This window comes from Pseudoxanthomonas kaohsiungensis (assembly GCF_010211765.1).
Lineage (GTDB): Bacteria > Pseudomonadota > Gammaproteobacteria > Xanthomonadales > Xanthomonadaceae > Pseudoxanthomonas > Pseudoxanthomonas kaohsiungensis.
This window is the reverse complement of sequence record NZ_PDWO01000001.1, coordinates 303,678-317,514: the sequence shown is the minus strand read 5'-3', so window position 1 is coordinate 317,514 and position 13,837 is coordinate 303,678. Positions and strand designations below refer to the sequence as shown.

Sequence of the window (13,837 nt, the reverse complement as noted above, 5' to 3'; positions counted from 1 at the left end):
CATCCCTACACTGTGGCCTGCCGCGCCCCGCGACCGCCGGGCACGAAATCCAAGGAGACCACCGTGGCCTATACCCTCCCCGAGTTGCCGTATGCCTACGATGCGCTGGAACCGCACATCGATACGGAGACGATGAAGATCCACCACACCAAGCACCACCAGACGTACATCAACAACGTCAACGCCGCGCTGGAAGGCACCGAGTACGCCGACCTGCCGGTCGATGAGCTGGTGAAGAAGCTCAAGACGCTGCCGGAGAACCTGCAGGGACCGGTGCGCAACAACGGCGGCGGCCATGCCAACCATTCCCTGTTCTGGACGGTCATGTCGCCCAAGGGCGGCGGCGAACCCAAGGGCGACGTGGCCAAGGCGATCGACAAGGACCTGGGCGGCTTCGAGAAGTTCAAGGAAGCCTTCACCAAGGCCGCGCTGACCCGCTTCGGCAGCGGCTGGGCGTGGCTGAGCGTGACCCCGGACAAGAAGGTCGTGGTCGAGAGCAGCGCCAACCAGGACACCCCGCTCAGCGAGGGCAACACCCCGATCCTGGGCCTGGACGTGTGGGAGCACGCCTACTACCTGAAGTACCAGAACCGTCGCCCCGACTACATCGGCGCGTTCTACAACGTGGTCGACTGGGACGAAGTCGAGCGCCGCTACCAGGCCGCGATCAAGTAACCGGCCGCTTCCGGCTCCCGGCCGACCCCTGCACGGGGGCGGCCCGCGCTGGCCAACGCCCCCGCGTGCGACGCATGCGGGGGCGTTTTCGTTTGTGCCGCCTGCACCATACCCCCGCCCTGCCGCGGCTCCTTCCGGAGCCCGTCAACGGGACGCCGTGCTCCTGATCCTGCTCCCGCGGTCCGCGAGCCTTTCCTTCGGGCGTGGAGATCCAAAAACGAAGGCCCCGGCATCGCTTTCCGGCTCCCGGCCGACCCCTGCACGGGGGCGGCCCGCGCTGGCCAACGCCCCCGCGTGCGACGCATGCGGGGGCGTTTTCGTTTGTGCCGCCTGCACCATACCCCCGCCCTGCCGCGGCTCCTTCCGGAGCCCGTCAACGGGACGCCGTGCTCCTGATCCTGCTCCCGCGGTCCGCGAGCCTTTCCTTCGGGCGGGGGAGATCCAAGAACGAAGGCCCCGGCATCGCTGCGGGGGCCTTCCAGGTCAGGACTGCACGATCCGGCGGTCAATGCGTCGCCGGTTCGCCCTTGCCCTGCTTCTCCAGCCATTCCTTCGACGGTTCGTCCAGCTTGTCGCCGAGCATGCGCCGGACCACGATGAAGAACACCGGGATCAGCAGCAGGCCCAGGAACGTCGCGAAGATCATGCCGCCGATCACGCCGGTGCCGATCGCATGGCGGGCGTTGGCGCCGGCGCCGGTGGACAGCGCCATCGGCACCACGCCCATGATGAACGCGAAGGAGGTCATGAGGATGGGGCGGAAGCGCAGGCGCGCGGCCTCGATCGTCGCCTCGCGCAGGGTCTTGCCGGCCAGCCGCTGCTCCACCGCGAACTCCACGATCAGGATCGCGTTCTTGGCGGCGAGGCCAATGATCGTGATCAGGCCGATCTTGAAGAAGATGTCGTTCGGCAGGCCGCGCATCAGGCTGAACATCACCGCGCCGAGCATGCCCAGCGGCACCACCAGCAGCACCGCCACCGGGATCGACCAGCTCTCGTAGAGCGCGGCCAGGCACAGGAACACCACCACGATCGACAGCACCAGCAGCAAGGTGGCGGCGTTGCCGGCCAGGATCTCCTGGTAGGACATGCCGCTCCAGTCGTAGCCGAAGCCGGCCGGCAGGTCGTTCTGGACGATGTCCTCCATCATCTGCATCGCTTCCCCGGAGCTGTGGCCCGGGGCCGGCGAGCCGACGATGTTCACCGCCGCGTAGCCCTGGTAGCGGCTCAGCGACGGCGGCCCGGTGATCCACTCCGAATCCACCACCGTGCTCAGCGGGATCATGCCGCCGCCGGTGCTGGGCGTGTAGAAGCTGTCCAGCGATTCGGCGCCGGTGCGGAACGGGGCGTCGGCGCGCAGGTTCACGCGCTTGATCCGGCCTTCGTAGAAGAAGTCGTTGGCGTAGACCGGGGCCAGCATCAGGCTGATGGCGTTGTAGATGTCGCTGACCTGCAGGCCCATCGACTGCGCCTGCACGCGGTCGACATGCAGCTGCAGCTGCGGCGCGTCCTCCAGGCTGTTGGGACGGACGCCCACCAGCGCCGGGTTCTGCCCGGCCTGGCCCAGCAGCATGTTGCGCGCCTGGGTCAGCGCCGCCTGGCCCTGGCCGGTGCGGTCCTGCAGCCACATGTCGAAGCCGCCGAACTGGCCCAGGCCCTGCACGGTGGGCAGGTTGACCACGAAGATGGTGGCTTCCTTGATCCCGAACAGCGCGCCGTTGGCCTGCTGGATGAACTCGGGCGCGGTCAGGTCGCGGTCCTCCCACGGCTTGAGCCGGATGAAGGCCATGCCCACGTTCTCGCCCTGGCCGACGAAGCTGAAGCCGGCGACCTGCATCATGCTCTGGTAGCCATCGATGCCCTGCAGGCGCCCGCGCATGTCGTCGAACACGCGCTGGGTGCGCTGCAGCGAGGCGCCCGGCGGCAGCTGCACGATCGCCATGGCGTAACCCTGGTCCTCCTCGGGCAGGAAGCTGCCGGGCATGCGCGTGAACAGGAATCCGCACAGGATCGCCAGCACCGCGAACAGGACCATCCAGCGCGGGGCGTGCTTGACCGCGCTGCCGATGTGCCCGACGTAGGTGTGGCTGACCTTGTCGTAGTACTTGTTGAAGGTGCGGAACACCCAGTTCGAGTTGGCGTGGTGGCTGGGCTTGAGGAACGTGGCGCACAGCGCCGGGGTGAAGCCCAGCGCCAGGAACGCCGAGAACGCCATCGCGATGGCGATCGTCAGCGCGAACTGCTTGTAGATCTCGCCGGCCGCGCCGCCCTGCAGCGCCGAGGGGATGAAAACCGCGGCCAGCACGACCGTGATCGCCACCACCGCGCCGGTGATCTGGTCCATCGCCTTGACCGTGGCGTCGTAGGGCGACAGTCCCTCCTCGGTTATGATGCGCTCGACGTTCTCGATCACCACGATCGCGTCGTCGACCACGATGCCGATCGACAGCACCATCGCGAAGAGGGTCAGCTGGTTGATCGTAAAACCAATGATCGACATGCCCAGGAAGGTGCCGAGCAGGGCGACCGGGATCACCAGGGTGGGGATGATGGTGGCGCGGATGTTCTGCAGGAAGATCAGCATCACCAGGAACACCAGCACCACGGCCTCGACCAGGGTCTTGACGACCTCCTCGATCGAGATCTTCACGAAGGTCGTGGAGTCGTACGGCGACATCCAGGTCACGCCCTGCGGGAAGGTGGCCTGCAGCTCGTCCATCTTCGCCCGAACGGCCTCGGCCACGTTCAGCGCGTTGGCGCCGGGCAGCAGCTGCACCGCGAACGCGCCGATCGGCTTGCCGTCGAACTTGGTGTCGAAGCCGTAGGAGCCGGGGCCGAAGCTGACCCTGGCCACGTCGCGCAGGCGCACGGTCGAGCCGTCGCTGTCGGCGCGCAGGATGATGTCCTCGAACTGCTCCGGCGAGCTGAAGCGGCCCTCGGCCGAGACCGTGGCGGTGAACGCCTGGCCCTCCGGCGCCGGGTCCGAGCCCACCGAACCGGCGGCGAACTGCACGTTCTGCGCGCGGATGGCGGCCAGCACCTGGCTCGCCGACAGGCCGAAGCCCTGCAGCTTCTCCGGGTTGAGCCAGATGTTCATGGCGTACTCGGCGCCGAACTGCTGGATGCTGCCCACGCCGGGGATGCGCGAGATCTGGTCGATCACGCGCGAGCCGTTGATGTCGTTGAGCTGGTTGCGGTCGACCGCCGGGTTGTCGGAGATCAGGCCGACCACCATCAGGAAGCCGGCGTTGGCCTTGGCCACCACCACGCCCTGCTGGGTGACTTCGGTGGGCAGGCGCGGGGTGGCGAGGGCGACCTTGTTCTGCACCTGCACCTGGGCGATGTCCGGATCGGTGCCGGTCTCGAAGGTCAGGGTGATGCTGGCACCTCCGGTGGCGCTGGACGACGAGCTGAAGTAGAGCAGGTGGTCGATGCCGGTCAGCTGCTGCTCGATGACCTGGGTGACCGCGCGCTCGACCGTCGACGCGCTGGCGCCGGGATAGCTGGCGCTGACGGTGACCTGCGGCGGGGCGATGTTGGGATAGGACTCCACGCCCAGGCCGAGGATCGCGATCACGCCCGAGAGCGAGATCAGGATCGCCACGACCCAGGCGAAGACCGGGTGGTTGATGAAGAACTTGGGCATGGGTGGGCGTCCTTACTCGGCCGGAGCGGACTTGGCCGCCTCGGACTCCCGATCGGGCGCGGGCGCGCCACCAGCAGGAGCCTTGGCCGGTGCCTGCGGGGCGGCGCCCGCCTCGGCCGCCTGCGGCTGCCAGGGCTTGGCGGTCGCCGGTGCGCCTTCCTTGACCTTCTGCACGCCGGACACGATGACCTGGTCGCCCGTCTCCAGGCCGGCGGTGACGATCCACTGGTTGTCGCGGGTGCCGCCGGTGGTCAGGTTCCTGCGCTCGACGTTGCCGTCGGCGCCGACGACGCGGGCGAAGGCGCCGTTGGCGTCGCGCAGCACCGCCTCCTGCGGCACGAGGAACACGTCGTGCAGCTCGCCCATGTTCACCTTCAAGGTGACGAAGCTGCCCGGGAACAGCACGTAGCCGGGATTGGGGACCTGCGCGCGCATGGCGACCGCGCCCGTCTGCGGATCGACCGTCGTGTCCGAGAAGTCGAGCGTGCCCGGCTGCTCGTGGACGCGGTCGCCCGGCAGCACGACCTGCACGGAAGCCTTGCCGGCGCCCACCAGCGACACGTTGGCCGCCGCGCGCAGCTGGGCCAGTTCGTTGGAACCGATCGAGAAGTTGGCGTAGAGCGGATCGAGCTGGTCCACCGTGGTCAGCAGGGTCGCCTCGCCCTGGCCGACCAGCGCGCCTTCGGTCACCCGCTGCTTGCCGGCGCGGCCGGCGATGGGCGAGGTGACCTTGGCGTAGCCCAGGTCGATCTGCGCGTTGCGCACGCTGGCCCGGGCCGCCTCGACCGCCGCGCCGGCGCTGCGCTCGGCCGCCACGGCGTTGTCCAGGTCGTTCTGCGAGACGAACTTCTGCGGCACCAGCTTGCGCGCGCGCTCGGCCACCGCGCGGGCGTTGGCGTAGGTCGCCTCGGCCTGGGCCAGCTGGCCCTGGGCCACCCCGAGCGAGGCCTGGAGCGGCGCCGGGTCGATCTTTCGCGCACGTCGCTGCCTTCCTCGTACACGCGCCGCAGCAGCACGCCGGGCACGCGCGCGCGCACGTCGGCGCTGCGGTAGGGCGACAGCCGGCCGACGAGGTCGCGGGTCAGCGGCACGGTCTGCGGCTTGACCTCGATCACGCCGACTTCCGGCGGGGGCGGGGCGGCGGCCTCGTCCTTGCCGCCGCAGGCGGTCAGCGCGAGCAGCCCGCAGGCAAGGAGGAAGGGGGAGTGGAGGCGCATGGGAACTCCGGGGAAGGTGGGGGCTGGAGGGGGATTCAGGTACGCGAAACAGGCGGTGCGAAGGCGCGCAGGAAGCTGTCGACGGCGAATTCGGCCCACTGTGTCTGCAGGTCGGTTGTGTCGCGGTGAGGGACCAGGAAGCGCTGCCGGTCGAAGTCCAGGCCGACGATCATGCCCAGCAGCAACTCGGCCGCCGAGTGCGGATCGTCATGCCGCAGCAGCCCGCGGCGCATGGCCTGCCGCAGCCACGTGGCGAGGCGCTCCTGCAGGCCGTCTATCCATATGCGGTAGAGCGCCCGGACCTCGTCCGGGAACTGGGCGGCCTGGCCGGTGAGCAGCCGCGCGGTGCCGATGGTGCCCGGCTCCGACAGGCGGGCCAGGTGGTCGCGCGCGAACGCGACCAGCCCCGGGCGCAGGCTGGCCGCGTCGGGGACGCCGGCCAGGACGACGGCCCTGCGGCTTTCCTCGCTGAGCACCTGCATCAGCAAGGCCTGCTTGGAGCCGTAGCGCGCATACAGGGTCTGCTTGGAGCAGCCTGCGCGCGCGGCCACCGCGTCCATGCTGACCTGCGCGCCCTGTTCGCGGACCAGCGCGCGCACGGCGTCGTGCACCTGCTGGTGGCGGGCGTCGTCGACCGGTCGGGGGGGTGGCGGGGGCTGGGGTTTCCATCGGGACTGGACTATACCGTCCAGTTTACTAATGTGGAAGAGGCGATTTCTTCCGTCCTGCAGCAAGGCTGCGATGGTGCGCGCGGCTACAATGCGCGCACACACTTCCCGCGGAGTTTCGTTCCCATGAAATCCAGTTCCTCCGGTGGCAAACGGATGGCGAAGCCGGCAGCGGCCGGCGCCCGGGCGAAGAAGGCGGTCGCACCGGCCGCCGCGGCCGTGGGCCGCTTCTCGCTCGAGCCGGTGTACGCCGCGGCGCGGCGCCTGGTGCCGGCTGCGCGCCAGGCCGAGCTGCAGGAATTCCTCGGCGAGTTCTACCGGCGCCTGGAGGAGGACGAGTATCCGCAACACGCGCCCGAGGCCTGGGCCGCGATCGGCGCCGACATGCTCCAGTTCGTGCGCCGGCGCCAGCCGGGCACCGCCAACGTGCGCGTGTTCAACCCGACCCTGAAGGCCAACGGCTGGGAGTCGGCGTACACCGTGCTGCAGATCGTCAACGACGACATGCCGTTCCTGGTCGACTCGGTGAGCATGGCGCTGGCCGAGATGGGCGTGGGCGTGCACGTGCTCGGCCATCCGCTGGTGCGCATCGCGCGCGACGGCGAGGGCAGGCTGCAGTCGGTCGGCGACGGCCGGCCGGAATCGCTCATGCTGCTGGAGATCGACCGCCAGGCACCGGCGGCGATGCGCCAGATCGAGCAGCGCATCGGCGAGGTGCTGGCCGAAGTCCGGGGCGTGGTCGCCGACTGGGGCCTGATGCGCGAGCGCATGCAGGTGCTGGCCGACGACCTGGCCACCCGGCGCATGCCGGTGGACGATTCGGGGCGGCGCGAGGCGCAGGAATTCCTGCGCTGGGCCGCGGCCGACCACTTCATCCTCTACGGCTACCGCGAGTACAAGGTGGTCAAGCAGGACGGCGAGGCCGTGCTCGCGCCGGTGGACGGCTCGGGCCTGGGCCTGATGCGTGGCAAGGACAAGGCGCCCCCGCGGCCGGTGAAGTCGCTGGCCGCGCATGGCCTGAACCAGTCCGGGGCCAGCGAGGCCCTGATCCTGACCAAGACCAATGCCCGCTCGCGGATCCACCGCAAGGGCTACATGGACTACATCGGCGTGCTCGAGTTCGACGCCAAGGGCGCGATCACCGGCGAGCAGCGCTTCCTCGGGCTGTACACCTCCAGCGCCTACAACCGCCGGCCCTGGGAGATCCCGCTGGTGCGCGAGCGCTACGAGCACGTGATGCGCCGCAGCGGCCTGTCGCCGAGCAGCCACAGCGGCAAGGCGCTGCGCCATATCCTCGAGACGCTGCCGCGCGAGGAACTGTTCCAGGCCGGCGAGGACGAGCTGTACCGCACCGCCACCGGCGTGCTCGGCCTGCAGGAGCGCGTGCGCAGCCGGCTGTTCCTGCGCCGCGACCGCTACGGCCGCTTCTTCTCGGCCCTGGTCTACATCCCGCGCGAGCGCTTCAACACCGACGTGCGCCTGCGCATCGAGGCCCTGCTCAAGGATGCCCTGCAGGGCGAGCAGGTCGACTCGAGCGTGGTGCTGGGCGAGTCGCCGCTGGCGCAGCTGCACCTGATCGTGCGCCCGCGCGCGGGCGCGGCCGCCGAGCTGGACACCACCGAGCTCGAGCGCCGCCTGGCGCACCTGCTGCGCAACTGGCAGGACGACCTGCGCGAACTGCTGATCGCCCGCCACGGCGAGGCCGAAGGCCTGCGCCTGGCCAACGGCTACGGTCGCGCCCTGCCGGCCGGCTACATCGAGGACATCTCGCCGGAGCTGGCCGCCAACGACGTCGAGCAGCTGGCCGCGCTGACCGGGCCGGACGACCTGCGGCTGAGCCTGCACACGGTCGCACGCGAGGGCACCACCGGCCTGCGCCTGAAGCTCTACCGCCAGCACGACGACATCCCGCTGTCGGACGTGCTGCCGCTGATGGAGAACATGGGCCTGAAGGTCATCTCCGAGCACCCGTACCGGCTGCAGGCCAGCCTGCCGGAGGGCGGCAGCCAGCCGATCTACATCCAGGACTTCGAGGTCGAGCGGGTCGGCGGCGGTGGCGACATCGCCCAGCTCGCGCACGAGTTCGAGCAGGCCTTCGCCGCGATCTGGTCCGGCCGGGCCGAGAACGACGGCCTCAACCGCCTGGTGCTGTCTGCCGGCCTGGCATGGCGCCAGGTCGCCCTGCTGCGGGGCTACTGGAAGTACCTCCTGCAGACCGGCGTGCCGTTCTCGCAGAACTATGTCGAGGAGACCCTGGGCCGCTACCCGCTGCTGGCGCGCCTGCTGGTGGAGCTGTTCGAGGCCCGCTTCCATCCGGCCACCGGCCGGGAGACGGCCGCGGAGATCCGCGCCGGCCAGCTGCGGCTGGTCGAGCAACTGCGTGCGCTGGCGGCCGGTGACGAATCGACGGTCAAGGCCCTGCAGGAAGTGGTGGACGCCCGCAGCGGCGACCGCGACGCGCAGGAACGCACCACCCGCGCCACCTTGCTGAAGCTGCTGGACCGCGTCGCCAGCCTCGACGACGACCGCATCCTGCGCGGCTTCATCGGCGCGATCGACGCGACCCTGCGCACCAGCTACTTCCAGCTGGGCAGCGACGGCCAGCCGGGCCACTGCATCAGCTTCAAGTTCGATTCGGCGCTGGTGCCGGACCTGCCCAAGCCGCGCCCGTACCGCGAGATCTTCGTCTACGGACCGCGCGTGGAGGGCGTGCACCTGCGGTTCGGCCCGGTCGCGCGCGGCGGCCTGCGCTGGTCCGACCGCCGGGAGGACTTCCGCACCGAGGTGCTGGGCCTGGTCAAGGCGCAGATGGTCAAGAACACGGTCATCGTGCCGGTTGGCGCCAAGGGCGGCTTCTTCGTCAAGCAGCCGCCGGCCTCCGGCGACCGCGACGCGGTGCTGGCCGAAGGCGTGGCCTGCTACAAGCTGTTCATCCAGGGACTGCTGGACATCACCGACAACATCGTCAACGGCAGGATCGTCCCGCCGCGCGACGTGGTCCGCCACGACCAGGACGACCCGTACCTGGTGGTGGCCGCCGACAAGGGCACCGCGACGTTCTCCGACATCGCCAACGGGCTGGCCATCGCGCATGGCTTCTGGATGGGCGATGCGTTCGCCTCCGGCGGCTCGGTCGGCTACGACCACAAGGGCATGGGTATTACCGCCCGAGGAGCATGGGAGTCGGTCAAGCGCCATTTCCGTGCCCTGGGACGGGACTGCCAGAGCGAGGACTTCACCTGCGTCGGCATCGGCGACATGTCCGGCGACGTGTTCGGCAACGGCATGCTGCTGTCCCGGCACATCCGCCTGGTCGCCGCCTTCGACCACCGCCACATCTTCCTGGACCCGGATCCGGACGCGGCGCGTTCGTTCGCCGAGCGCGAGCGGATGTTCGGGTTGCCGCGTTCCAGCTGGGCCGACTACGACGCACGCCTGATCAGCAAGGGCGGCGGAATCCACCCGCGCAGCGCCAAGTCGATCGAGATCACCCCCCAGGTCCGCGCAGTCCTGGGCCTGGACGACGGCGTGAAGTCGCTGACCCCGAACGAGCTCATGTCGGCGATCCTTTGCGCACCGGTGGACCTGCTCTGGAACGGCGGCATCGGCACCTATGTCAAGGCCGCCAGCGAGCAGCACTCGGACGTCGGCGACCGCGCCAACAACGCGCTGCGCGTCAACGGCTGCCAGCTGCGCTGCCGGATCGTGGGCGAGGGCGGCAACCTGGGCATGACCCAGCTCGGCCGCATCGAGGCCGCGCAGGCCGGCGTGCTGCTCAACACCGACTTCATCGACAACTCCGCCGGCGTGGACACCTCCGACCACGAGGTGAACATCAAGATCCTGCTCAACGACGTGGTCCGCTCGAAGAAGCTGACCATGCCGGCGCGCAACAAGCTGCTGGCGTCGATGACCGACGAGGTCGCCCGGCTGGTGCTGTTGGACAACTACCGGCAGAACCAGGCCATCAGCCTGATGGAACGGATGAGCGTCAAGCGGCTGGGCTCCAAGCAGCACTTCATCCGCACCCTCGAGGCGCAGGGCCTGCTCGACCGCCAGATCGAATTCCTGCCTTCGGACGCGGAGCTGTCGGCGCGCAAGGCGCGCGGCCAGGGCCTGACCCGTCCGGAACTGGCGGTGCTGTTGTCGTACTCCAAGCTGGTGGCCTTCCAGCAGATGCTGGACTCGGACATCCCCGAGGACCCGTACCTGTCCAAGGAGCTGCAGCGCTACTTCCCGGTGCCGCTGCAGAAGAAGTACGCCGCGCAGATGGAGAAGCACCGCCTGAAGCGCGAGATCATCGCCACCGCGGTGACCAACCAGACGATCAACCGGATGGGCGCGACCTTCCTGCTGCGCATGCAGGAGGACACCGGTCGCAGCCCGGCCGAGGTGGCCAAGGCCTACACCATCAGCCGCGAGGTGCTGGGCGCCCGCGACCTGTGGACGCAGATCGACGCGCTGGACGGCAAGCTGCCGGAGGCCTCGCAGATCGACGCCCTGCAGGTGATCTGGAGCCTGCAGCGCTCGTTCGTGCGCTGGCTGCTCAACCGTCCCGGCCAGATGCCCAGCATCAGCGACGCGGTGGAGCGCTACCGCGACCCGTTCAACGACATCCGCGAAGCGTCGGGAGTGCTGCCGGATTCCCAGCGCCCCGCCTACGAGGCCGCGCTGCGCGAATGGCGCGACAAGGGCATGCCGCCGAAGCTGGCCCAGCAGCTGTCCGAACTGCCGTACCTGGAGCCGGCGTTCGACATCATCGAGCTCGCCCGCTCGCGCAAGCTCAAGCCGGTGGATGTCTCGCGCGTGCACTTCCGCCTGGGCGACGCGCTGGGCCTGCCGTGGCTGTTCGAGCAGATCGACGGACTGGCGGTGGACGGCCGCTGGCACGCGGTCGCCCGCGGGGTGATGCGCGACGAGCTGGCCGCGCACCATCGCGTGCTCGCAGGCCAGGCCATGTCGCTGCCTGGCCACGACGCCGACGCGAAGGTGCGCGCCTGGCTGGATCGCGACGATCCGACCCTGCGCTTCACCCTCGGCATGCTGGCCGAGCTGTCGGACCAGAAGTCGCTCGACTATCCGACCCTGTCGGTGGCCGTGCAGAAGCTGGGCCAGCTCGCCGCACGCGGCTGACCGCCGGAAGGGACGCCGGCCGGTGCCGGCGTCCCTGCTGGACATCCGTTCGCCGCGACCGGTTATCCTGCCGGCTCCCGACGGAGATCGTGATGAGCGCCAGCCCCCGCATCGCCTTCCTCGCCAGCGGCGCGCCCAATGCCCAGCAGGCGCTGGAGGCGATGGTCGCGCGCCACGGCCAGCGCCCGCCCGAAGAGGCGGATGTGATCTGCGCGCTGGGCGGCGACGGTTTCATGCTGCAGACGCTCCACCGCCACGGAGGCCTGGGCAAGCCGGTCTACGGCATGAAGCTGGGCACCGTTGGTTTCCTCATGAACCATTTCAACGCCGATGACCTGCTCGGGCGGATCGCCGCCGCCGAGCCGGCCAAGCTGCGCCCGCTGGAGATGGTGGCGCAGACCGAATCCGGCGCCAGCACCGGCTCGCTGGCCTACAACGAAGTCTCGCTGCTGCGCCAGACGCGGCAGGCCGCGCATGTGCGCATCCACCTCAACGGCCAGCCGCGGCTGGACGAGCTGATCTGCGACGGGGTGATGGTGGCGACCCCGGCCGGCAGCACCGCCTACAACTTTTCCGCGCACGGTCCGATCCTGCCGCTGGGCTCGCACACGATCGCGCTGACGCCGATCGCCGCGTTCCGCCCGCGTCGCTGGCGCGGTGCGATCCTCAAGGCCGACACCGAGGTCCGCTTCGAGGTGCTCGACCCGTACAAGCGCCCGGTCAGTGCCACCGCCGACTCGCACGAGACGCGCGACGTGGTGGAAGTGGTGATCCGCGAGTCCACCGATCGCATGGTGACGCTGCTTTTCGATCCGGAACACAACCTGGAAGAACGTATCCTGAGCGAACAATTCGTGGTATGACGTAACGCGCCGGCCCCAGTGCCGGCCCGCCGGGCGAAGTGGACGTGCCTTCCCGGCGCGACGACAGAACCAAGTCATCGAGCTTCAACGGAAGGGGAGGGGTCCCGTGAAGTTGGCGTATCTGATGCTGCTCTGCGCCATGTCGGCGCAGGCGGCTGCTGCATGCATGTTCACGAGCAACGTGACGCCGTTCGCTGCGGACACGTCGTCGCTGGTCGACAACGCCGGCATACCGGCGCCGGAGGTCGAGGCGTCCAGCCTGACCCGCGGCATCGGCGGCGGCGCGACCTGCGATTCGCTGGGCTTCATGTCGATCCAGCTCAAGTGGCCGCGCGGAAGCGACTACGACCTGGACGAGATCGGCTTCGAGTACCGCGTGGTCGGCGGTGACGCGCCCGCCGGCATGCTGCCCGAAGCGGTCGTCGTCGCGCCCGTCTCCGGGCGCAGGGTCGAACACCAGTTCACCTGGCAGGACGTGCCGGCCGGCGAACAGAAGCCCTTGTACCTGCAGCTGGAGGTGGGGGCGGTCACCCGCGACCGGCAACGGGGCGCGCCGGCGCGGGTCACGGTGCACGCCCCCGGCAGCTGACGTCGCCGGCGCCCGGCGGCGGCCGGTTGCGGGATAATGCCGGCATGGCCCGACCCGACGACAACAGCCCCCGGTTGCTCACCATCGCAGTGACCTCGCGGGCGTTGTTCGACCTGGAGGAAAGCCACGCGTTGTACGAGCGCGAGGGCGTGGATGCCTACGCCGACTACCAGCGCCAGCTCGAGGACGAGGTGCTCGAGCCGGGCGTGGCGTTCCCGGTGGTGCGCAAGCTGCTGGCGCTCAACCGCAGGCTTCCGCCCGGGGCCCCGCAGGTCGAGGTCATCCTGCTGTCGCGGAACTCGGCCGACACCGGCCTGCGCATCTTCAACTCGATCCAGCACCACGGGCTGGGCATCGTGCGCGCGGTGTTCACCGCCGGCGAGCCGACCTGGCCGTACGTGGCCCCGTTCGGCACCGACCTGTTCCTGTCGGCCAATCCGGAATCGGTGCGGCGTTCGCTGCAGCACGGCGTGGCGGCGGCGACGATCCTGCCGGCGCGCGCGGTCAATGCGCCGCGGGACCAGCTGCGCATCGCCTTCGACGGCGACGCGGTGATCTTCGGCGACGAGAGCGAACGGATCTCGCGCGAACAGGGCGTGGAGGCGTTCGGCCTGCACGAGCACCAGCGCGCGCGCGAACCGCTGTCCGGCGGCCCGTTCCGCAGCTTCCTGTCGGCCCTGCACGAAATGCAGGCGCTGTTCCCGCCGGGCGAAGACGCGCCGGTGCGGACCGCGCTGGTGACCGCGCGCTCGGCGCCGGCGCACGAGCGGGTGATCCGCACACTGCGCGAGTGGGGCGTGCGCCTGGACGAGGCGCTGTTCCTGGGCGGGCGCGCCAAGGGGCCGTTCCTGGCGGCGTTCGGCGCGGACATCTTCTTCGACGACTCGGCGCACAACATCGACAGCGCGCGCCTGCACGTGGCGGCCGGCCACGTGCCGCATGGCGTGGCCAATCCTGACTGAGTGTCGGCGCCGCGGCGCGGCGTTCGACGCGGGCAGCTCGTCGACGACTCGGCGCACAACATCGACAGCGCGCGCCTGCACGTG

At 69.8% G+C, this 13,837-nt stretch carries 7 protein-coding genes and 1 pseudogene; 5 read left to right on the top strand and 3 right to left on the bottom strand.

From position 1 onward, the window contains the following. The first annotated feature begins 63 nt into the window (after positions 1-63). Positions 64-675, top strand: a complete 612-nt coding sequence (locus tag CSC66_RS01440) for a superoxide dismutase (RefSeq protein ID WP_162375511.1) — start codon at positions 64-66, stop codon at positions 673-675. Between the two features lie 505 nt (positions 676-1,180). Here the strand turns inward: CSC66_RS01440 and CSC66_RS01435 are convergent. From CSC66_RS01435 to CSC66_RS01425, 3 genes and pseudogenes are all read right to left on the bottom strand, one after another. Beyond that, positions 1,181-4,321 carry a multidrug efflux RND transporter permease subunit gene (locus CSC66_RS01435; protein ID WP_162375510.1) on the bottom strand — a complete coding sequence of 1,047 codons (3,141 nt, stop codon included), beginning with the start codon at positions 4,319-4,321 and terminating at the stop codon, positions 1,181-1,183. Positions 4,322-4,333: 12 nt separating this feature from the next. Next, positions 4,334-5,538, bottom strand: a pseudogene (locus CSC66_RS01430) (efflux RND transporter periplasmic adaptor subunit). Between the two features lie 35 nt (positions 5,539-5,573). Further along, entirely contained in the window at positions 5,574-6,137 is a 564-nt protein-coding gene (locus CSC66_RS01425; RefSeq protein ID WP_238394199.1) for a TetR/AcrR family transcriptional regulator, read from the bottom strand. Between the two features lie 195 nt (positions 6,138-6,332). Here CSC66_RS01425 and CSC66_RS01420 point away from each other — a divergent pair, with 195 nt between their 5' ends. The 4 genes from CSC66_RS01420 (at position 6,333) to CSC66_RS01405 (ending at position 13,753) form a co-directional block, all read left to right on the top strand. After that, positions 6,333-11,339: an NAD-glutamate dehydrogenase gene (locus CSC66_RS01420; RefSeq protein WP_379655840.1), complete on the top strand. Its 5,007-nt coding sequence runs from the start codon at positions 6,333-6,335 to the stop codon at positions 11,337-11,339. 92 nt (positions 11,340-11,431) lie between these two features. Further along, the gene (locus CSC66_RS01415; protein WP_162375509.1) at positions 11,432-12,202 is read left to right on the top strand and encodes an NAD kinase; all 771 of its coding nucleotides are present in this window, start codon (positions 11,432-11,434) and stop codon (positions 12,200-12,202) included. A 106-nt stretch (positions 12,203-12,308) separates the two neighbouring features. Next, positions 12,309-12,791 (top strand): hypothetical protein, encoded by a 483-nt coding sequence (locus CSC66_RS01410; RefSeq protein ID WP_162375508.1) that lies wholly within the window; start codon positions 12,309-12,311, stop codon positions 12,789-12,791. 44 nt (positions 12,792-12,835) lie between these two features. Beyond that, positions 12,836-13,753 (top strand): 5'-nucleotidase, encoded by a 918-nt coding sequence (locus CSC66_RS01405; RefSeq protein ID WP_162375507.1) that lies wholly within the window; start codon positions 12,836-12,838, stop codon positions 13,751-13,753. Positions 13,754-13,837: the final 84 nt, after the last annotated feature.

Bases quoted from the DNA above. Each gene is read 5' to 3' on its own strand.
- CSC66_RS01435 (WP_162375510.1), bottom strand. From the start codon at position 4,321: ATGCCCAAGTTCTTCATCAACCACCCGGTCTTCGCCTGGGTCGTGGCG.
- CSC66_RS01420 (WP_379655840.1), top strand. From the start codon at position 6,333: ATGAAATCCAGTTCCTCCGGTGGCAAACGGATGGCGAAGCCGGCAGCG.
- CSC66_RS01415 (WP_162375509.1), top strand. From the start codon at position 11,432: ATGAGCGCCAGCCCCCGCATCGCCTTCCTCGCCAGCGGCGCGCCCAAT.
- CSC66_RS01405 (WP_162375507.1), top strand. From the start codon at position 12,836: ATGGCCCGACCCGACGACAACAGCCCCCGGTTGCTCACCATCGCAGTG.